Source organism: Jatrophihabitans sp. (genome assembly GCF_036388195.1).
Taxonomy (GTDB): Bacteria; Actinomycetota; Actinomycetes; order Mycobacteriales; family Jatrophihabitantaceae; genus Jatrophihabitans_A.
In genome coordinates this window covers 24,577-43,118 of sequence record NZ_DASVSG010000176.1, presented here as the reverse complement: position 1 = coordinate 43,118, position 18,542 = coordinate 24,577, and the positions used below count along the sequence as shown (strand labels likewise).

The 18,542-nt window shown below is 71.9% G+C and carries 22 protein-coding genes; 9 read left to right on the top strand and 13 right to left on the bottom strand.

Annotation, left to right across the window (positions count from 1 at the left end; genetic code table 11):
* The 4 genes from VF612_RS18145 to VF612_RS18130 form a co-directional block, all read right to left on the bottom strand.
* On the bottom strand, positions 1-190 hold a 190-nt coding region (locus VF612_RS18145), incomplete at its 3' end, for a hypothetical protein (RefSeq protein ID WP_408661263.1).
* Positions 191-208: 18 nt separating this feature from the next.
* The gene (locus tag VF612_RS18140) at positions 209-436 is read right to left on the bottom strand and encodes a hypothetical protein (protein WP_408661262.1); all 228 of its coding nucleotides are present in this window, start codon (positions 434-436) and stop codon (positions 209-211) included.
* Positions 433-654, bottom strand: a complete 222-nt coding sequence (locus tag VF612_RS18135) for a DUF202 domain-containing protein (protein ID WP_408661261.1) — start codon at positions 652-654, stop codon at positions 433-435. The genes VF612_RS18140 and VF612_RS18135 overlap by 4 nt, the downstream gene beginning before the upstream one ends.
* 151 nt (positions 655-805) lie before the next feature.
* Positions 806-1,465: a GOLPH3/VPS74 family protein gene (locus VF612_RS18130; protein WP_408661260.1), complete on the bottom strand. Its 660-nt coding sequence runs from the start codon at positions 1,463-1,465 to the stop codon at positions 806-808.
* A 182-nt stretch (positions 1,466-1,647) separates the two neighbouring features.
* On the opposite strand from VF612_RS18130, the gene VF612_RS18125 reads away from it, so the two are divergent.
* A complete protein-coding gene (locus VF612_RS18125; protein WP_408661259.1) occupies positions 1,648-2,157 on the top strand; it encodes a 2'-5' RNA ligase family protein in 510 nt (169 codons plus the stop codon).
* Here the strand turns inward: VF612_RS18125 and VF612_RS18120 are convergent.
* From VF612_RS18120 to VF612_RS18100, 5 genes are all read right to left on the bottom strand, one after another.
* On the bottom strand, positions 2,085-2,990 hold the full coding sequence (locus tag VF612_RS18120) for a metal ABC transporter permease (RefSeq protein WP_408661258.1): 906 nt from the start codon (positions 2,988-2,990) through the stop codon (positions 2,085-2,087). The genes VF612_RS18125 and VF612_RS18120 overlap by 73 nt on opposite strands.
* Positions 2,987-3,916, bottom strand: coding sequence for a metal ABC transporter permease (locus VF612_RS18115; RefSeq protein WP_408661257.1), 930 nt, complete (start codon positions 3,914-3,916; stop codon positions 2,987-2,989). The genes VF612_RS18120 and VF612_RS18115 overlap by 4 nt, the downstream gene beginning before the upstream one ends.
* The gene (locus tag VF612_RS18110) at positions 3,913-4,755 is read right to left on the bottom strand and encodes a metal ABC transporter ATP-binding protein (RefSeq protein WP_408661256.1); all 843 of its coding nucleotides are present in this window, start codon (positions 4,753-4,755) and stop codon (positions 3,913-3,915) included. Before VF612_RS18110 ends, VF612_RS18115 begins: the two co-directional genes overlap by 4 nt.
* Positions 4,752-5,681: a metal ABC transporter solute-binding protein, Zn/Mn family gene (locus VF612_RS18105; RefSeq protein WP_408661255.1), complete on the bottom strand. Its 930-nt coding sequence runs from the start codon at positions 5,679-5,681 to the stop codon at positions 4,752-4,754. The genes VF612_RS18110 and VF612_RS18105 overlap by 4 nt, the downstream gene beginning before the upstream one ends.
* A 94-nt stretch (positions 5,682-5,775) precedes the next feature.
* Positions 5,776-6,228 (bottom strand): SRPBCC family protein, encoded by a 453-nt coding sequence (locus tag VF612_RS18100; RefSeq protein ID WP_408661254.1) that lies wholly within the window; start codon positions 6,226-6,228, stop codon positions 5,776-5,778.
* Positions 6,229-6,589: 361 nt separating this feature from the next.
* Between VF612_RS18100 and VF612_RS18095 the strand changes: the two genes are divergently transcribed.
* From VF612_RS18095 to VF612_RS18075, 5 genes are all read left to right on the top strand, one after another.
* Positions 6,590-8,152, top strand: a complete 1,563-nt coding sequence (locus tag VF612_RS18095; protein ID WP_408661253.1) for an alpha,alpha-trehalose-phosphate synthase (UDP-forming) — start codon at positions 6,590-6,592, stop codon at positions 8,150-8,152.
* A gap of 279 nt (positions 8,153-8,431) precedes the next feature.
* Positions 8,432-8,977, top strand: coding sequence for a hypothetical protein (locus VF612_RS18090; RefSeq protein ID WP_408661252.1), 546 nt, complete (start codon positions 8,432-8,434; stop codon positions 8,975-8,977).
* Between the two features lie 189 nt (positions 8,978-9,166).
* Complete coding sequence (locus VF612_RS18085; RefSeq protein WP_408661251.1) at positions 9,167-10,177, top strand: FKBP-type peptidyl-prolyl cis-trans isomerase; 1,011 nt, start codon at positions 9,167-9,169, stop codon at positions 10,175-10,177.
* A gap of 237 nt (positions 10,178-10,414) precedes the next feature.
* Complete coding sequence (locus VF612_RS18080) at positions 10,415-10,699, top strand: hypothetical protein (RefSeq protein WP_408661250.1); 285 nt, start codon at positions 10,415-10,417, stop codon at positions 10,697-10,699.
* The gene (locus VF612_RS18075) at positions 10,696-12,324 is read left to right on the top strand and encodes a RecQ family ATP-dependent DNA helicase (RefSeq protein ID WP_408661249.1); all 1,629 of its coding nucleotides are present in this window, start codon (positions 10,696-10,698) and stop codon (positions 12,322-12,324) included. The genes VF612_RS18080 and VF612_RS18075 overlap by 4 nt, the downstream gene beginning before the upstream one ends.
* A 9-nt stretch (positions 12,325-12,333) precedes the next feature.
* Here the strand turns inward: VF612_RS18075 and VF612_RS18070 are convergent, their stop codons facing one another.
* From VF612_RS18070 to VF612_RS18060, 3 genes are all read right to left on the bottom strand, one after another.
* Positions 12,334-13,587: an Nramp family divalent metal transporter gene (locus VF612_RS18070; protein WP_408661248.1), complete on the bottom strand. Its 1,254-nt coding sequence runs from the start codon at positions 13,585-13,587 to the stop codon at positions 12,334-12,336.
* Positions 13,584-13,811 carry a hypothetical protein gene (locus VF612_RS18065; protein WP_408661247.1) on the bottom strand — a complete coding sequence of 76 codons (228 nt, stop codon included), beginning with the start codon at positions 13,809-13,811 and terminating at the stop codon, positions 13,584-13,586. Before VF612_RS18065 ends, VF612_RS18070 begins: the two co-directional genes overlap by 4 nt.
* Positions 13,812-13,929: 118 nt before the next feature.
* Entirely contained in the window at positions 13,930-14,844 is a 915-nt protein-coding gene (locus VF612_RS18060; RefSeq protein ID WP_408661246.1) for a manganese catalase family protein, read from the bottom strand.
* Positions 14,845-15,139: 295 nt separating this feature from the next.
* Here VF612_RS18060 and VF612_RS18055 point away from each other — a divergent pair, with 295 nt between their 5' ends.
* Positions 15,140-15,871, top strand: a complete 732-nt coding sequence (locus VF612_RS18055) for an AfsR/SARP family transcriptional regulator (protein WP_408661245.1) — start codon at positions 15,140-15,142, stop codon at positions 15,869-15,871.
* A 59-nt stretch (positions 15,872-15,930) separates the two neighbouring features.
* Here VF612_RS18055 and VF612_RS18050 read toward each other — a convergent pair whose 3' ends face one another.
* Complete coding sequence (locus VF612_RS18050) at positions 15,931-16,113, bottom strand: hypothetical protein (RefSeq protein WP_408661244.1); 183 nt, start codon at positions 16,111-16,113, stop codon at positions 15,931-15,933.
* Positions 16,114-16,408: 295 nt separating this feature from the next.
* Between VF612_RS18050 and VF612_RS18045 the strand changes: the two genes are divergently transcribed.
* Both VF612_RS18045 and VF612_RS18040 read left to right on the top strand, forming a co-directional pair.
* Entirely contained in the window at positions 16,409-17,908 is a 1,500-nt protein-coding gene (locus VF612_RS18045; protein ID WP_408661243.1) for a CoA-acylating methylmalonate-semialdehyde dehydrogenase, read from the top strand.
* Positions 17,909-17,983: 75 nt separating this feature from the next.
* Positions 17,984-18,541, top strand: coding sequence for a GNAT family N-acetyltransferase (locus tag VF612_RS18040; RefSeq protein ID WP_408661265.1), 558 nt, complete (start codon positions 17,984-17,986; stop codon positions 18,539-18,541).
* The last annotated feature ends 1 nt before the right edge of the window (position 18,542 follow it).

Genomic DNA, 18,542 nt, shown 5'->3' with positions numbered 1-18,542 from the left:
CAGCCCGCTGGCGGAAGGCGCCCTGCTGAGCAGTGTCGACGGCGATGCCGACCGTCTCCACGGCCGCTTCGTCATATCCCGCCGATCCCAGCAGCTCCAGCAACCGCAACAGCGGCTTTCCACCCGGCGCGCTGGCCCGTCGTGGCCGGGGGACGGCAGCGGCTGCCGGCGCCTGCTCGGGATCGCGCATCAGCTTGATCCTTCCTGATCAGTGCTCTTGCTGGCCCGGATCCGGCCGGCCGTCCGGGTCGAATTCGGCCTCGGCCGGACCGGCATCGTCGGGGCTCTCGGTCGCGCTGTCGGGGTCGGCGCGGTGAGCCGGATCCGGCCGGTCATCCGGCACGACGATGCCGTACTCGCGCGCCAGCTGCTCGCGCAGCCGGTCGGCGGCGTGCCCGCCGGCGCGGCGGGGGACGTTGGGCGGGAGGCCGGTCATGCCGTAGCCGGTCGACGGCGCCATTCCGCGCGTGCCAGCAATGCCGAGCCGAGCGCGAGGGCGGCCAGCCCGCAGACCACCCACCACTCCAGGGCGCCGCTGTGCTGGTCGGGATCCCAGCCGGTGATCTCGATCCAGTCCCGCCAGAACAGCGTGAGGACGGCGAGCGCTCCGCTCAGCACCGCTGTGCTGGTTTCGAACCAGAATCTCCTGCGCATGGGCACACCCTCTGGTCCATCGAGTCCGGATGGTGGAAGTCCGGGCGGTGAGATGGTGCCGAGCACGTTACGCGCCTGCCCGAGGCCCGAACAAGCCATGCGCCCGGTCCCGCACATGCATGGTCACTATTCATTCGCCAGGCGGCCGGGCTCACGAACTGGCAGACGTCGTGACGGCGATCGTCGCCGCTCCCGCAGCCGCGGCCTGCATCTCGGCGATCACCCGCTTGACCACCGGAGCGACCGGGGTCAGCTCGGTGGCCATCTTGATGCGCTGCCGGGCATGCCGCCGGTCGGCGCCGTCCGGTGCGATCACCTCCAGCAGCCGGGACGGCCCCGCCAGCGCGAGCAATACCGCGGTGCGCGCTTCCAGGCCGTTGTCACCGGCAGCGGCCAGCCGCACGCGCCGCAGCGGCTCGTTCCGGGCGTCCGGCTGAAGAACCGGATGCCGGGTCACCGTCCAGAACAGCATCCGGTCCTGCCGCCGGCCCAGCACCGCCTGGTCGATCAGGCCATCGACCAGCCGGGGCCAGACGCCACCGACCGCCTTGTCGACCTGACGCAGCTGGCCGACCGCCCGCCGGTGGGTGGGCTTGGCCAGCAGCGCGTGCACCCGGGCCAGCAGCGGGTGCTCCGGCGCCGGCCCGGCCGCGACGAAGCGCCCGCCGGACAGCTGCACGGCGCCGGCCAGCGCCAGCTCGCCGATCAGCGCACCGGACAGGCCCACCACCAGTTGCTGGCGGGCATTGTTGACGAGCGTTCCCCGATCGGGGTCGAGCCCGAGCAGCAGCAGTTCCTCAGCCAGCAACATGACGCTGAGTATGGGATATGCGCCGGCTGCGCCCTACCCCGACCGCCGCGCCGCAGGCCGGGGCCGCTGCTACGACAGTCCCAGCTGCACCCCCGGTCACGGGTTCACCGCTGGCCAAGTCCAGAGCGGCTGGCACGATGGCAGGTGTGCCGCCGGATCCAGGGCAAGCCCGTCCGCTCGTCGTGACCCTTGAGATCGATGAGACGGCGCAGGCCCGCTTCGACCGGGAACGGGCCGCGCTCTTCCCGCCGGGCCGTACCCAGGTCGGCGCGCACGTCACCCTGTTCCACGCGCTGCCCGGCGAGCGGGAGCCGGAGCTGACCGCGGAGCTGGCCTTGGCCGCAGCTGCCCGCGAGCCGTTCCCGGTCGAGGTCGGCGAGCTGATGTCCCTGGGCCGAGGGGTGGCCTACCGGCTGCGCTCGGCCGAGCTGCTCGGCCTGCACCGCGAGCTGCAGACGCTCTGGTGGGACCAGCTGGGCCCGCAGGACCGGCAGGGTTACCGGCCGCACGTGACGGTGCAGAACAAGGTCAGCCCGGAGGTCGCCAGCCGCACGCTCGGCGAGCTTCGGCAGCGGTTCGCGCCCTTTCCGATCACCGCGCGGGCGGTGCGGCTCTGGCGCTATGACGGCGGCCCGTGGACCTTCCGCGAGCGGTTCGCGCTCGGCTGCCACGATCGGCGCAGCATGCCGTAACCGGCCGCCGCGGCGAATTCGGCGGCCGCGCAGCCGGTGATGGTGAAGCTGGCCGGCAGCGCGGGCGCGGCGTAGGCCAGGCCCAGCCCGGCCCACATCGCCAGCACCGCCAGCGCGGCGGCCAGCGGAAAGGCCCGCCACGGGTCGGCGGTGAGCCGCTGGGCCGCGGCCGCCGGCGCCGCGAGCAGCCCGAACAGCAGCAGCGCGCCGACGGCCTGGCTCGCCTCGGCGACGGTGGCGCCCAGGATCGCCAGGAACAGCGGCCCGAGCAACCGGACCGGCACCCCCCGGGCGGCGGCTATGCCGGGATCGACGCTGGCGAACAGCAGCGGGCGGGCGATCAGCAGCAGCGCCGCGATCAGGGCCGCCGCGATCCAGGCCGCCGTGGCCGCGGCGCTCGCGGTGATCCCCAGCAGCGAGCCGAACAGGACGGTGACGTTGGCCGCGCCGTTCTCGGTGCTGCTGGAGGTGGTGTAGAGCGTCAGGAACAGCACGCCCAGGCCCAGCACCCAGGCGAAGACGGTGCCGATCACGACGTCGTCGGCCACCCCCCGGCCGCCCAGCAGGCCGAGCAGCAGCCCGATGCCGATGGTGGCGGCGAACAGGCCGAAGCGCAGGTCCAGGCCGGCCGCCAGCGCCGCCAGGGCGCCCGCATAGGCCACGTGCGACAGCGCGTCCCCGGCGAAGACCTGGCCGCGCAGCACCACGAAGTAGCCGACCAGCCCCGACAGCACCGAGATCGCGGTCCCGGCCAGCAGCGCGTTGCGCATGAACGGCTGCGACAGCATGCTTGCTATCCCGGTCACCGGGTCGGCGGCCAGCAGCGCGCTCACTGCCCGCTCCCGGCCGCCGAGGGCGCGAACGCCACAGCCGGGCCGGCAGTCCGCCGCCGGCCGAGGCGGTCGCGTCCGGCGCGGTAACCGGCGGCCAGCAGGAACGCCGCGAACGCCAGCGTGGTGACCCAGAACCCGATCGGGTACGGCGAGAAGAACGCGATGCCCTCGCCCAGCCAGGTGACGGCCACCGCGATCAGGATCGACAGCGCCAACCCCAGCCCCGGACGCGCGGTCAGCCGGCTGGCCGTCGCCGCCGGGGTCACCAGCAGCGCGAACACCAGCAGGCTGCCGGTCACCTGGCTCGTCCCGGCCGCGGCGACCGCGAGCAGCACCAGGAAGGCGGTCCCGACCAGCCGCACCGGCACGCCCCGGGCCTCGGCGACGTCGGGATCGATGCTGCTGAACAGCAGCGGCCGGCCGAGCGCCAGCAGCACCAGCAGGCACCCGGCGCCGGCTGCCAGCAGCGCGAGCACCTGGCCGTCGGACACCCCGGTGATGGTGCCGAACAGCAGGCTGGTCAGCCCGCCCAGAAAGCCGTGGTACTGGCTGACGAACAGGAATCCGCAGGCCAGCGCGACCGCCTGCACGGTGCCGATGACGGCAGACTCGTCGCCGTACCCGCCCAAGCCGGAGCTGCGGCGTCCGGCCCGGGGCAGCGCCGCGATCACCAGCGCGCCGGCGATGCAGAAGCCGTAATAGCCCGCGCCCGCGCTCAGCCCCAGCCAGGTCGCCCCGGCGGCGCCGGGAAAGCCGATCACCGCCAGGGTGTGCCCGGCGAAGCTCTGCCGCCGCAGCACCATGAAGTAGCCGATCGCGCCGGCCAGGACCGCGACGATGGTGCCGGCCCGCAGCGCGTTGAGCATGAAGTGGTAGCTCAGCAGCAGCTGGACGTCCTCGATCAGGTTCCAGCTGAAACCGGTCATCGGTGCGGCCCGTGCTCGGCGTGGCTGTCCGGCTGGCCCACCACCACGAGCCGTCCGGTGCGGTCGCGCAGCACGTCGATCGTCGTGCCGTAGAGCATGCTGAGGGTGTCGGCGGTGATCACCTGCTCCGGCGGCCCCATCACCGCGCCCCCGTGCGACAGGTAGATCACCTGATCCAGGTAGGGCAGGATCGGGTTCACGTCATGGGCGACCAGCAGCACCGCGACCTGGTGGCTGCGGCAGACCTCCTGGATCAGCGCGCTCACCGAGGCCTGGTTGGTGACGTCCAGGCTGTCCAGCGGCTCGTCGAGCACCAGCAGCTGCGGACGGCGGATCAGCGCCTGGGCGATCAGCAGCCGCTGCTGCTCGCCACCGGAGCACTGCCCGATCGGCCGGTGGGCGTAGGGCTCGGCGCCGACCAGGGCGATCACCTCGCGGACCCGGTCGCGGGCCGCCCGGCCGGCGCCGCCGGTCAGCCGGCCCGGCAACGCGACGCCCCAGCGGTCGCCGTCCCAGCCCATCCGGACGATGTCGATGCCGCGGATCCGGGTCGCCGGGTCGAAGGCCCGCCGCTGCGGCAGGTAGCCGATGCGGGAGTTGTGCCGTCCCGGCGGCCCGCCGAACACCTCGATCCGGCCCTCGCTGATCGGAAGCAGCCCCAGCACCGCCTTGAGCAGCGTGGACTTGCCGACGCCGTTGGGCCCCAGCACCGCCACGAACTCACCGGCGCGGACCCGCAGGTTGACGTCGGAGAAGATGACCCGGCCGCCGACCGCGCCGGTGACGCCGGTCAGCGCCAGCACCTCGGGGAGCCGGTCGGCCGGCGGCTGCTCGCTCATCGACCGCTCGCCTGCGCCAGCGCCGACCTCAGCGCCTGCAGCTGGCTCACCTGCCACTGCTGGAAGCTCGCGTCGGGCGGGTCGATCGTCTCGGTCACCCCGACCACCGGCACCCCGGCCCGACGGGCCACCGCCAGCTGGGCCGCCACGTCCGGGGTGGCGTTCTGGCTGTTGTAGACGTAGACCTTGACGGCCCGGTCGCTGAGCTGGCGTTCGCTGGCGGCCTTGTCGGCCGCGCTGGGCTCGGCGCCCTCGCTGATGGCCTGCAGGAATCCGGCGGGCGTGGTCAGCCGCAGGCCCAGCGCGTCGGCCAGCGGCGCGAAGATGCTCTCGCTGGCGCCGACCGGGGTGCCGGCGTAGCCGGCCCGGATCTCGTCGATCAACCGGTGGTACGGGCCGAGCTCCACCGTCTCGAAGCTGCGCCGCCGCTCGTCGAAGTAGCCGGCGTCGTCCGGATCGGCCTTCTTCAGACCGGCGGTGATCGCGTCGGCGACCTTGCTGACGTCGGTGGGGGAGTACCAGCGGTGCGGGTTGCCGCCGTCGGGCACCCCGGTGAGCCGCCCGACGTCGATCACCGTCCGGCGCTCATCCGGGCTGGCCGCCACGATCTGGGCCGCCCACGGGTCATAGCCGACCCCGTTCTCGACGAAGACCCGCGACCGGGCGATCGTGCGGGCGTCGGCGGGGGTGGGCTCGTAGGCGTGCGGATCGGTCTGTGGATTGGAGATGATCGAGGTGGCCCGGACGTGGCTGCCGCCGAGCTGGCTCAGGATGCTGTTCCAGACGTTGGTGCTGGCGGCGACCTCGATCAGCCCGCCGCTGGCCGCTTGCTGGACGCGCGGCGAGGTGGCGCAGCCGGTCAGCCCGACGGCCAGCAGCGCCGCGGCCAGCGCCGCGACCGGCCGGGTGGTGGCTGGGGCAGGCATCGGGTCTCCCGGAGGTGGCAGGGCAGCCGTCCGGTCGGGCCGCCGCAACCAGCCAACCGTTAATGACATTGATTGTCAATTTCGATAACGCAGGTCAGTGCTCGCCGCGCGCCCGCCCCAGCACCAGGTACTCCAGCCGTCTCAGCGATTCACGGTTGCGCGGGGCCAGCGCCAGCTGCCGCAGCGGGGCCGGCACCAGCATCCCCGGGCCGCTGACCGTGTCCTCGCGCAGCTGCACCGCGCAGCTGCCCAGACCCGGACGGGCGGTGACCTCGATCTCGACCAGGGACTCGCCCAGCGGCCGGGTGCGGGCCAGCAGCCGCAGCAACCGGCCTGGCCGGCAGGTCAGCACCTCGGTGTCGTCGTCGAGCAGCAGCGGCCAGCTGCCGACCGAGTGGGCGATCCGGGAGCCCTCGGCCGGCCAGCGCGGATCGACCTCGCGGATCCGGGAGGCGCCGACGACCCATCCCGCATAGAGCCAACCGTCGCTGAGCACCGCCCATACCTGCTCGGTGGTGGCCTCGATCGGCCGCGATATCGAGATCATCCTTCCACCGTAGAGGCTTCCGGCTGCTGACCGGTCGCGCCGGTCAGTCCCACCGCGCGTCGGCGGCAGCTCGGTCAGGGGGGTCGGCCCGAACGGCTCTCGGTTTGAGCCGGCCGGGCCTGGGCCGCAACACCGCTGCAGCGACACGCGGCCTGGCCCTCACTGTGCCCGGGCCTGCGGCCTGACCGCAACCGGAGCCCCAGCGGTGCGGAACAAGCTCACCTGCCATGCGCTGCTGCGGATGCGCCGTCCACGGCCCTGCGCTGCCGTGAGCGGAACCGGCACGTTATGGTCGAGAGGCCTGAGTTCACGAGACAGCTGTCGCGGCGACCGGCGTCCGCGCCGCATGGAGTCAACTCTGATGAGCAGCACAACGCACGGCCAGCCGGCGCAGACCGGCGACTACGACTTCGTGGTCGTGGCCAACCGGTTGCCGCTGGACCGCGTCGAGGACCCGGACGGCCAGGTCTCCTGGCGGCGCAGCCCGGGCGGCCTGGTGACCGCGCTGCAGCCGGTGATGCAACAGGCCGACGGCGCCTGGGTCGGCTGGACCGGAACTCCGGGGCCGGCGCCGGAGCCCTTCGACGAGGCCGACATGCGGCTGGTGCCGGTGGGCCTGTCCAGCGAGGAAGTCCGCGATTACTACGAGGGTTTCTCCAACGACACGTTGTGGCCGCTGTACCACGACGTGATCGCGCCGCCGCGATTCCGTCGTGCCTGGTGGGATGCCTACGTCCGGGTCAACCGGCGGTTCGCCGAGGCGGCCGCCGAGCAGGCCGCCGACCACGCTGTGGTGTGGGTGCAGGACTACCAGCTGCAGCTGGCGCCGGGCATGTTGCGGTCCCTGCGTCCGGACCTGCGGATCGGGTTCTTCAACCACATCCCGTTTCCCGGCTACGAGATCTTCGCCCAGCTGCCGTGGCGGCGCCAGATCGTCGAAGGCCTGCTGGGCGCGGACCTGCTGGGCTTCCAGCGCCAAGGCGACGCCACCAACTTCCTGCGCGCCTGCCGCCGGGCCGCCGGGCTCACCACCCGCGGATCGATGGTGCGGGTGCCGCGGACCTGGTCCGCCGACGCCGGGGCCGGCAACACCGCGGGCCGGCGGCGCGAGGGCCCGGCGCCGGCGAAGGACGACCGGACGGTACGGGCCGCGACGTTCCCGATCTCGATCGACTCGGCCGGCTTCGAGGCGATCGCCCGGCGGCCCGAGGTCAAGGCCCGGGCCGCGGAGATCAGGGCGGCCCTCGGCCATCCGAAGACCGTGCTGCTCGGGGTGGACCGGCTCGATTACACCAAGGGAATCGCGCACCGGCTCAAGGCGTACGGGGAGTTGTTGCAGGAGGGCAGGCTGAGATCCCCGGACGATGTCCTGGTGCTGGTCGCCAGCCCGAGCCGGGAGCGGGTCGAGCAGTACCGCCGGCTGCGCGACGAGGTCGAGGTGACCGTCGGCCGGATCAACGGCGAGTTCGGCGAGGTCGGCAGCGCGCCGGTGCACTACCTGCACCAGTCCTATCCGCAGGAGGAGATGGCAGCGCTCTACCTGGCTGCCGACGTCATGCTGGTCACCTCGCTGCGGGACGGGATGAACCTGGTCGCCAAGGAGTATGTGGCCTGCCGGCACGACGAATCCGGGGCGCTGGTGCTGAGCGAGTTCACCGGCGCCGCCGACGAGCTGGGCAGCGCCTTCCTGGTGAACCCGCATGACATCGCCGGCCTGAAGGACGCGATCGTCCGGGCTGCCCGGATCTCGCCATCGGAGGCCAGGCGGCGGATGCGCTCGTTGCGGCGCCGGGTGCGCGAGTACGACGTCGCGCACTGGGCCAAGACGTTCCTGGACGCGCTGCACGGCGAGCCGACGGCCGTCGAGCCGGCGGCCGTCGAGCCGGACCCGGAGCCGGAGCGAGAGCCCTCGGTCCAGCCCTGACCGGCGTTCGGCACCGACCGGGCGATCAGCGCTGCGGAGCGGGTTAGCCAGGCCAATCAGCCATCCGGGCGAACAGCGACACCAGGTCCGGCGCCGAGTCGGAGCAGGCGGCCTTGCCCCTAGCGCGTACGGCGAAGCACCAGTCCTTGCCTGGCAACCTCATCGGGTGTAAACCGAAGCGCAGCGCCGCGGTTCTCCGCTAATGGCAGCGGTCAACGAGCCGGCGCCTTCTGGGAGCACGCCATGTTCGCTCGCGCAGCCAGATTCAGTGCCTTGGTCGTGTCGATCGTCACCGCTTCGGTGATACTGCTCATACCGCCGACCGCGTCCGCAACAACGAGCGTCGTGCGCTACTCCGTGAGCGGTAGCGGAAGCTATACCCAAACCTTCTGGGAAAGAGGCTGCCTCGTCGGATCCATGTTCTTGGGTGCCACCCGCGCACAAGGCGAGTGGACGGTGACCTACGGGTTCACCACCCAGGATCAGTGCGCTGACTACGTCATACTTCAGGACGTGGTGGGCACTGTTACTCCCACAGTTGCCGAACAGGATCCGCATTTTGATTCGCTGAGGATCGTTGCGGCCCTCCCGCAACTGGATGGAACTCTCCAGGATGTTGAGCTTGTCTTCACCGCTACTGGCCCATTCGTGCAGGACAGGGATAACGTCCACGACATCCTGCCTGGGGCTGAGGGCCACACGTTCGTCTACCACTCTGGTACCGGCCGGCTCCGGCAGGCGACCGTCACGTGGAACGGTCTCACTTTGAATGCGATCCTCTTCAGCGGGCTTCACGCCCGCCTCATCGAGGTTCGGCGCGCTTGAGGCGCCTGTCAACGGCGCATCGTCCGGTCCCTGGCCCTACCCCTCTGTGAGGCGGTCGCGGGCGATCTGCGCCAGCACTGCGATGCTGGTCATGGCGACTCCTCAGCGTCGGCCGGCAGGAGCGCACAGCTGCCCGGGTTAGGCTGACAGGGTTTGCCGTTCTGCTGTCCACCCGGTTAGGGACCCCCTGTGCTTTCTCGCTCACGCGTTCTGCTCGTCTCACTCGTCCTGCCGGTGTCGGTGCTCACCGCCTGCGGCTCCGGCGACAAGCCCGGCGATTCGGCGGCCAGCTCCGCCGCGGCGTCCGGCGCCTCGTCGGCCTCGGGGTCCTCGGCTGCCGGGTCGGCCTCAGGCGTGGCCGATGCCTCGGTGAAGGGCGGCTTCGGTGACAAGCCGGTCGTGACGGTGGCGGACAAGCCGGCGCCCGCCCAGCTGTCCCAGCAGGTCATCACCGCCGGCTCCGGCGCCGCCGTGGCCCAGGGCGACACCCTGGTGGCCAACTACAGCGGCCAGACCTGGGCGCCCAAGGACGGCAAGCCGAACGTGTTCGACAGCTCCTTCGACCGGGGCAGCCCGGCGGCGTTCGTGATCGGCACCGGCGCGGTGATCCCCGGCTGGGACAAGACCTTGGTCGGCAAGCGCCTGGGCAGCCGGGTGCTGCTGGCCATCCCGCCGGCCGATGGCTACGGCAGCAAGGGCCAGCCCGACGCCGGCATCACCGGAACCGACACGCTGGTCTTCGTGGTGGACCTGATCGCGGCCTACAAGCCCAACGCCTCGGCGCCCGGCACCCCGGTGCCCACCCTCGCAAGCGGCTTTCCCAAGGTCAACAACGTGGTCGGCAAGGCTCCGGCGGTGACCAGCACGGCAGGAGTGAAGGCGCCGAAGAAGCCCACCGCGACGCTGCTGGTCACCGGCACGGGCGCCAAGATCGACCCGGCCAAGACCCTGGTCCTGCAGGTCGTCCAGACCGACCTGGCCACCGCCAAGAAGACCTCCGCGACCTGGGGCCGGGCACCGCAGACGGTGGCTGCCCGCAACGTCCTGACGGTCGCATCGGTGCTCAACGGACGCAACATCGGCAGCCGGGCGCTGATCCTGGTGCCGCCCACCGCCGCCGCTCCGGCCAGCGCCGGCCAGCAGGCACAGCCCGCCGCCCCCGCGCAGGTGCTGATCGTGGACGTGGTGGGGCAGTTCTGACAGCGCGGAACGCCCTCCTCTGACGGCACGGCTGCGCTTGCCGGCCCGCCGGAAATCCGGTGTCGCTTTCCCGTGGCCAATGCTGAACGAATGACGTACCGTCAACGGACAGGCTCGGACCGGAGCCTCGGCGTCACACGGTGAACGTCGTCGCAGGTGAACTCCCGCGCGGCAGTGCTCTTGCCGGCCACAAGCCGGCAGTCACCGACGTGGCTACCCTGCAGATGCGGATCTTCCGTGACGATCCTGTTGCCCTTCGACCCCGGCCAGGCAGCCATCCTGCCGACCGCGATCGAGCCAGTTCCTCAAGCGCTGCCCCTCTCGGTGAGCAGGCTGCTCGCCGGCGCGGTGGAGCGGCTCTACTCCGAGTACGGGTGCTGCCTGCGGCTGTCCGACGTGATCGACGTGGTCGCCGGCTGCGTCCAGGACATCCAGGCCACTCCCACGGCGGCGCTGCCGGAGCTCACCGAGCGGCTGGCCCGCCACCGGCTGGCTGAAATCGGCCACCGCCCCGGTTCATGAGCCGGGCGGCCCCCACCGAACGCGAGGTCTCGGCCACCGTCCGGCAGCTGCTCGGCGATGTCGAGCTGCGGCCGGGCCAGGCGGAGGCGCTGGACGCGGCGCTCGAGCGCGACACCCTGGCGGTGCTCGCGACCGGCACCGGGAAGTCGCTGATCTACCGGGTTGCGGGCCAGCTGATGCCCGGCGCGACGGTGATCGTGTCGCCGACGGTGTCCCTCCAGAACGACCAGCTGGTCGCCCTGTCCACGGGGCCGCCCGCAGCCGTGCTCAACAGCCTGCTGAGCAAGACGCAGCAGCGTGCGGTGCTGGACCGGATGGCAGCGGGGGAGCTGGAGTTCCTGCTGCTGTCACCGGAACAGCTGGCGCGCGAGGAGGTGCTGCAGGCGCTGACCGCGACGAAGGTGGCGCTGTTCGTCGTGGACGAGGCGCACTGCGTCAGCTCCTGGGGCCATGACTTCCGGCCGGACTATCTCGCGCTGCCGTCGGCGATCGCCGCGCTGGGCCGGCCCAGGGTGCTGGCGCTGACCGCCACCGCGTCACCGCGGGTGCGTCGGGAGATCATCGGTGCCCTGCAGATGACCGACCCGGCGGTGATCGTCGGGGAGGTCGACCGTCCGAACATCTGGCTCGGCGCCCAGCTGGCCACCGACGTCCGGGCCGGTGACGCCGCGGTGCTGGACATCCTGCGCGAGCAGGTCAGCGAGGGTTCTGGCACCGCGATCGTCTACGTCGCCAGCCGCCGCCGCAGCGAGGAGCTGGCCGAGGCGGTCAGCGGCCTGGGCGTGGCCGCCGCGCACTACCACGGCTCGATGGCGCGCAAGCTGCGCGATGCCACCCATGCGGCCTTCCTGGACGGCTCGGCGCCGGTGGTGGTGGCCACCAGCGCCTTCGGGCTGGGCATCGACAAGCCGGACGTGCGGCTGATCCTGCACGCCGATCCGCCGGAGGACCTCGACGCCTACTACCAGCAGGTCGGCCGGGCCGGCCGGGACGGCGAGCCGGCGCGCGCGATCCTGCTGAGCCGGCCCAACGGCTACGGCCTGGCCCGGTACTTCAGCGCCGGCCAGGGCCCGTCCGAGGGCGATCTGACAGCGGTGCTGGCGGCGCTGGACAGCCGGCCGGCCAAGCTCACCGCGGTCGCCGGCCAGGCGGGGCTGACGGTTGCCCGTGCCCGGCGGGCGGTCAACGCCCTGATCGCGGTCGGCGCCGTCGCCGAGCAACGGAGCGGCCTGTGCCGGCGGTGCGAGCCCGGCGCCATAGCCGAGGCCGTCGAGGCCGCTCAGCGCTCGGGTGAGCAGCGGCGCGTCCAGGCCGAGACCGCGGTGGAGCTGGTTCGCCGCTATGCCGAGACCGACGACTGCCGTCGTCGGCTGTTGCTGCAGCTGCTCGGCGAGGACCAGCCCGAGCCGTGCGGCAACTGTGACAGCTGCGATGCCGGCACCTCCACCACCGTCCAGGCCCAACCCTTCGCGCTCAGCCAGCGGGTCGAACATGCCGAGTGGGGGAGCGGCATCGTCCAGCAGTACGAGCCCGGCCGCGTGGTCGTGCTGTTCGACGAGGTGGGCTTCCGGACGCTGGCGCTGGACGTCGTCTCCGAGCGCGGGCTGCTCAGGCCGGTGGATTAGGGCCGCTGCCTAGCCGAGGATGGCTACCGCAGCCAGCACGCTGATGCCGGTGGCGATCGCCTGGGCCAGCGTCCGGGTGCCGCGGCCGAGCACCAGCGGCCCCATCAGCTCGCTGTCGCTGAGGAACCGGATCAGCGGGAACAGCACCAGCGGCAGCACCAGGCTCAGCACCACCTGGCTCCACACCAGCACGGTGCCCTCGGGCAGCCCGCACAGGCAGACCGCGGCGGCCGGCACGAGGCAGCTCAGTCGGCGGGCGACGGGCGAGAGCCGCAGCCCGGGCAGCAGGTGGCGAACCGCCTCGGTCGCGGCCATGCCGCCGGTCACCGAGGAGGCCAGGCCGGCGGCGATCAGGCTGATGGCGAACAGCAGGGAGGTCAGCTGTCCGAGCGCGGGGGCGAGCTCGCGATAGGCGGAGCTGATGGTCTCGCTGCCGCCGGCCGGGCCGGTGGCGCGGGCGCTGATCGACATGATCGCGCAGTTCAGGACGAGGGCGACGGCCAGCGCTACCGCGCTGGTTCGCACGGTGGCAGCCAGCACGGCGCGGGCGTGGACCGGGTCCGCTGCCACCCGGGCATCCCGCGCGCGCAGGTCCCGGGCCAGCGTCGAGTGCAGCAGCAGGTTGTGCGGCATCACGATCGCCCCGATGATGCCGAGCGCCACCGGCAGGCCGCCCGGAGGCAGCGCGCCGGGGGTGAGGTCGGCGGCACTGGCGCCCAGGCCGCTCCTGACCAGGATCGCCAGGTACACCACGGACACCACCGCCAGGCAGCCGAAGACCACCAGGCGCCCGATACCGGCCGGAGCCGCTAGCACCACGATCAGCAGCGCTGCTGTGACCAGCACCGCGGTGCTCGCCGGCAGCCCGGTAAGCAACTGCACACCGATCAGCACGCCCAGCACCTCGACCACCTCGGTGATCGCCAGCGCCAGCAGGATCGGCGGTGTCAGCAACCGGCGGGTCAGCGGCGAGCAGCGCTCGCGCAGCAGTTGCACGAGATCACGGCCGCTGCCCAGCCCCAGCCGGGCGGCCAGCTGCTGCAGGAACAGCGCGAGCACCGTCGCGATGGCCACCACCCACACCAGCCGCATCCCGAACCGGGCGCCAGCAGCGAGGTCGGTGGCCCAGTTGCCCGGGTCGAGGTAGCCGGCCGAGATCAGGACCGCCGTGCCGGTGGTACGGGTCCACAGCCGGGCCGGGCGGGCGCGCTCCGGCAGCATCACCGCCGCGGCGGCGGGCACCGGATCGGCGAAGGCCGTCATCGCGCGTGCCGGGGATCGGAGCGCTCGGCCAGCCGCAGCCGGAGCGCGAGCACCGTTACCAGCCCGGCAGTGACCAGCAGCGACAGCGGTGAGGGCGCCACGATCGCCACCACGGCGTAGAGCAGCAGCCACACCAGCGTGGCGGGCCGGCGGCGGCCGAACCTGACCAGTCGCTGGCCGAAGACGACCGCTCGGCTGGAGGCGGCGTAGGTGATGCTGGTCATCGGGCGCTCCTTCTGGCAGCTGCGAAACATGCGGTACGGACGGGCAGGCACGGACGGCAGGCACGGACAGGCCATGCGGGGGCGGCCGGCACAGGCCGCCCCCGCCTCCGGCCGCAGCTCAGGTCAGGGTGTCCTTGACCTTCTTGACCACGTTGCTGACGCCCTGCGCCGTGGCGGCGCCGGCGGTGCCCGGCTTGCCCGCCCCGCGGCTGCCGTCATAGGTGGCGAACAGGTTCGGGTCCGGGGGCGGCAGCACGCCGGTGTCGTCGGTCAGCGGGACCGGCTCGGCCAGGTACACGATCTCCTGCTCGTCGACGAGCGTCTGGCCGCGCGCCCACCGGCCCTCGGCGGCCTGGCTGCCTTCGGAGAAGCTCCAGAAGGTGTGGTCGTGGTCCTTGTTCTCCGCTTCGAAGTTGGAGTCCTCGATGAGGTCGGCGAGGCCGTCCTCCTGCAGCTGCTCGATGGCCAGCAGCCATTGCTGCTGGTGGAAGGTGTCGCGGGCCAGGTTGAAGGCCAGCATGTCCCGCACGCCGCGGTCATCGGTCATGTTGTAGATGCGGCTGGTCATCAGCCGGCTCTGGCCCTCGGCGGCGGCGTTGGACCGGAAGTCGGTGAGCATGTTGCCGCTGGCCACGATGTAGCCGGCGTTCCAGGGCACCCCCTGGCTGTCGCGGGGCAGGCCGCCGCCACCGGAGACGATGGCGTGCTGCGGGTTCATCCCCCCGATCACCGCGGCCAGCACCGGATTGACCGCGACCGCCTTCTCGGTGGTCTCGGATGGCGCGCCCTCCAGCAACCGGGCCAGCATCGTCGTGAGCATCTCGACGTGGCCGATCTCCTCGGTGCCGATGTCCATGATCATGTCCTTGTACTTGCCGGGAATCCGGCAGTTCCAGCCCTGGAACAGGTACTGCATCATCACGGTCATCTCGCCGAACTGGCCACCGAGGATCTCCTGGAACTTCATGGCGAACAGGGCATCCGGCCGTTCCGGCTTGGCCTGGAACTGCAGGTTCTTGACGTGGCGGTACATGGGTCATTCCTTCCGCAGGCGATCACAGGTTCCGGCCGGACCGAGTGGCGCGGCCGCCCCGCACTGACACCAGCCAGCCTGCGTACCGCGCGTCGCCGGGCCGTCCGTTGCGGGATGTGCTCCGGTGGGTCCCCGGGCGTATGGCGAAGCGTCACCGTCGCGTTGCGCCAGCAGGGCGAACAGGCCCTCCCGTGCTGGCAGAAGCCGTCTCCGGCGAGGCATACTCGAATGGTCGGCAGGTGTCCTCAGCCCCAGGTTTGTCCGCTGGCAACATCCCCCAAGGTTTCGCTGCCCTATGACTGAGCGCCCTGGCTGCTGCGCCCCGCACCTGCAACTGCTCGACACCTTCGAGCTCAGCGATCAGCGCAGACCGGTCCAGGTGCCGCGCCCGGCGCAGCGGTTGCTCGCCTACCTCGCGTTGCGAGGGCGGCCGGTGGGCCGGCGGGCGGCCGCCGCGGCGCTGTGGGCCGATCTGCCGGAGCGGCAGGGTCTGGCGCGGCTGCGCTCGACCCTGTGGCGGCTGCCGACGGTAACCGAATCCCAGCTTGTCCTGACCAGGCAATCGGGGTTGAGCCTGACGCCCGAGCTCGAGGTGGACGTGCGCCTGGCCCAGGACGAGAGCCACCTCGACGAGCTGGACGTCGGCCGGCTCAGCTCGGACGTGCTGCCGGACTGGGAGGATGACTGGGTCAGCGTCGAGCGCGAGCGGTTCCGCCAGGTGCGGCTGCACCTGCTCGAGCGGCTGGCGCAACGGGCCAGCGAACGCCGGCACTACGACCGTGCGCTGCAGGCGGCGCTGACCGCGGTGGCCAGCGACCCGCTGCGGGAGAGCGCGCACCGGCAGGTGATGACCATCCACCTGGCCGAGCAGAACCCCGCCGAGGCGCTGCGCCAGTACGAGGCCTGCCGCCGGGTGCTGCGCACCGAGCTCGGGCTGGCGCCCTCACCTGCCACCCGGGCCGTCGTCGAGGGCTTCCTCGGCCGGCCGCTGGACATGGCGGCCGGTGGCCGAGCGCGGCGCGGCTGACTGGCACTGCCGATCGGCCAAGCCCAGCGACATGCGGCTCGGCCCTATCGACATGCGGCTCAGCCGACCTGGATCTCCACCTCGCCGCAGCGGGCGCACTCGCGGAACTTGATGATCACCCGCTGGGTGCTCATCCGGTAGTTCCAGGTATGGCCACCCCACCAGCAGCGCTGCCGCACGCTCAGGTGCTTGCGCCGGTCCATCGCCGGCCGGCGGCCGGGCGCGGGCGGAAGGCCTGGCAACGGGAAGTTGAAAGCTGAGATTATGGCCGGCATCCGATATTCGGGCGAACCTGGCTGCCTATCCAGCTGATTCGACTTTAACCGTGAAGATAAGGCGGATTCAAGGGGTGACCGGCTGTGACGAGGCGGACGACGCCCCGCTACGGCCTGGTCACAACGTTGCCCGGCAGGAACCGGGAGCTGGCCCGGAAGGCCGCCCCGGGTGTGCGCTGGGATGCGTAGGCTCAGCACCGCAGCCACGGCGGCCACTGGCTCTCGCCAAGCGGCCACCGGCGATCGACACGAAGGGCAGACGATGGAGACAACGATCGAACACTGGGTCGGCGGCAAGCGGATCGCTGACCCCGCTGGTCGCTGGGCGCCGGTGTTCAACCCGGCCAGCGGGCAGCAGCAGGCCCAGGTCGCGCTGGCCTCGGCGGCCGAGGTGGACGAGGCGGTGCAGGTGGCGGCCGAGGCCTTCGGCGACTGGTCCCAGAGCTCGCTGAGCCGGCGCGCGAAGATCCTGTTCGCCTTCCGGGAGCTGGTCAACAACCGGATTGACGAGCTGGCCGAGCTGATCACCGACGAGCACGGCAAGGTGCTCAGCGATGCCCGCGGCGAGGTGCAGCGCGGCTTGGAGGTGATCGAGTTCGCCTGCGGCATCCCGCACCTGCTCAAGGGCGAGTACTCCGACCAGGTCTCGGCCGGCATCGACACCTACTCCTTCCGCGAGCCGCTGGGCGTGGTGGCCGGCATCACCCCGTTCAACTTCCCGGTGATGGTTCCGATGTGGATGCACCCGGTCGCGATCGCCTGCGGCAACACCTTCGTGCTCAAGCCCAGCGAGCGGGATCCGTCCGCGTCGTTGCTGGTCGCCGAGCTGTGGCAGCAGGCGGGCCTGCCCGACGGTGTCTTCAACGTCGTGCACGGCGACAAGGAGGCGGTGGACGCGCTGCTGGACTCACCCGACATCGCCGCGGTGTCCTTCGTCGGGTCCACCCCGATAGCGCGCTACATCCACCAGCGGGCCAGCGCCACCGGCAAGCGGGTCCAGGCGCTCGGCGGCGCGAAGAACCACGCCGTGGTGCTGCCGGACGCCGACCTCGACTTCGCCTCCGACCACCTGGTGGCCGCCGCGTTCGGGTCGGCCGGTGAGCGTTGCATGGCGGTGTCGGCGACCGTCGCGGTGGGTGCTGCGGGGGACCGGCTGGTCGAGGCCGTCTCGGAGAAGGCCCGCGCGGTCAAGGTGGGCCCGGGCCGCGACAGCAGCTCGGAGATGGGGCCGGTGATCACCCGGGCGGCCAAGGACCGCATCGAGGGCCTGATCGGCAGCGGCGCCGAGCAGGGCGCCCGGCTGAGCGTGGACGGCCGGGGCTTGCAGGTCGAAGGCAGCCAGGACGGCTTCTTCGTCGGCCCGACCGTGATCGACGGGGTGACCCCCGCGATGGATGTCTACCGCGAGGAGATCTTCGGACCGGTGCTGTCGGTGCTGCGGGTGGAGACTGTGGAGGAGGCGATCGACCTCATCAACGCCAACCCCTACGGAAACGGCACCGCGATCTTCACCTCCAGCGGCGATGCGGCTCGCAGGTTCCAGCGGGGCGTCAAGGTCGGCATGGTCGGCATCAACGTGCCCATTCCGGTTCCGATGGCCTATTACTCCTTCGGCGGCTGGAAGGACTCGCTGTTCGGGGACAAGCACATGCACGGCGCCGAGGGTGTCTCGTTCTACACCCGCGGCAAGGTCGTGACGTCCCGCTGGCCGGAGCACCGGTCGGACTCGGCGGCCAGCTACTCGTTCCCGACCGCCACCTAGGCGGTGCAGAGCGCGTCCGCGGAGCGCGCCGCCGTTCCTGAGGAGGGTGGGACGGTGCGTACCGAGCGGCTGGTGATGCGGCGCTGGCAGCCGGCGGACCGGGAACCGTTCGCGGCCATGAACGCCGACCCGGAGGTGATGGCGCACTTCCCGGCGACCTTGGACCGCGCTGCCAGCGACGCCGTCGTCGATCGGATCGAGGCCGGGTTCGAGGTCAACGGCTTCGGCATGTGGGCCTTGGAGCGGATCGACACCGGTGAGTTCATCGGCTTCACCGGCCTCAACGTCCCGCGCTTCGGGGTGCCCTTCCTGCCCGCGGTGGAGATCGGCTGGCGGTTGTGCAGGCCGGCCTGGGGCCAGGGGTTCGCCACCGAGGCCGCTCGGCAGGCGCTGCGGATCGGCTTCGAGGAGTACCGGCTGGCTGAGATCGTCAGCTTCACCGCGATCGAGAACGCCGCCTCGCGGGCGGTGATGCGGCGGCTCGGGATGCGGCACGACCCGGACGGGGACTTCGAGCACCCGGCCGTCCCGGTGGGACATCGGCTGCGCCGCCATGTGCTGTACCGGCTGGCCCGGACCGACTTCGCTGCCGCCACCGGCGGCGACCGGGCAGGGCGTCCGCAAGCACGATGAC

Excerpts from the sequence above, each read along its gene's own strand:
- VF612_RS18140 (WP_408661262.1), bottom strand. The coding sequence starts at position 436 with ATGACCGGCCTCCCGCCCAACGTCCCCCGCCGCGCCGGCGGGCACGCC.
- VF612_RS18135 (WP_408661261.1), bottom strand. The coding sequence starts at position 654 with ATGCGCAGGAGATTCTGGTTCGAAACCAGCACAGCGGTGCTGAGCGGA.
- VF612_RS18130 (WP_408661260.1), bottom strand. The coding sequence starts at position 1,465 with ATGTTGCTGGCTGAGGAACTGCTGCTGCTCGGGCTCGACCCCGATCGG.
- VF612_RS18115 (WP_408661257.1), bottom strand. The coding sequence starts at position 3,916 with ATGACCGGTTTCAGCTGGAACCTGATCGAGGACGTCCAGCTGCTGCTG.
- VF612_RS18110 (WP_408661256.1), bottom strand. The coding sequence starts at position 4,755 with ATGAGCGAGCAGCCGCCGGCCGACCGGCTCCCCGAGGTGCTGGCGCTG.
- VF612_RS18105 (WP_408661255.1), bottom strand. The coding sequence starts at position 5,681 with ATGCCTGCCCCAGCCACCACCCGGCCGGTCGCGGCGCTGGCCGCGGCG.
- VF612_RS18100 (WP_408661254.1), bottom strand. The coding sequence starts at position 6,228 with ATGATCTCGATATCGCGGCCGATCGAGGCCACCACCGAGCAGGTATGG.
- VF612_RS18095 (WP_408661253.1), top strand. The coding sequence starts at position 6,590 with ATGAGCAGCACAACGCACGGCCAGCCGGCGCAGACCGGCGACTACGAC.
- VF612_RS18075 (WP_408661249.1), top strand. The coding sequence starts at position 10,696 with ATGAGCCGGGCGGCCCCCACCGAACGCGAGGTCTCGGCCACCGTCCGG.
- VF612_RS18070 (WP_408661248.1), bottom strand. The coding sequence starts at position 13,587 with ATGACGGCCTTCGCCGATCCGGTGCCCGCCGCCGCGGCGGTGATGCTG.
- VF612_RS18065 (WP_408661247.1), bottom strand. The coding sequence starts at position 13,811 with ATGACCAGCATCACCTACGCCGCCTCCAGCCGAGCGGTCGTCTTCGGC.
- VF612_RS18060 (WP_408661246.1), bottom strand. The coding sequence starts at position 14,844 with ATGTACCGCCACGTCAAGAACCTGCAGTTCCAGGCCAAGCCGGAACGG.
- VF612_RS18055 (WP_408661245.1), top strand. The coding sequence starts at position 15,140 with ATGACTGAGCGCCCTGGCTGCTGCGCCCCGCACCTGCAACTGCTCGAC.
- VF612_RS18045 (WP_408661243.1), top strand. The coding sequence starts at position 16,409 with ATGGAGACAACGATCGAACACTGGGTCGGCGGCAAGCGGATCGCTGAC.
- VF612_RS18040 (WP_408661265.1), top strand. The coding sequence starts at position 17,984 with ATGCGGCGCTGGCAGCCGGCGGACCGGGAACCGTTCGCGGCCATGAAC.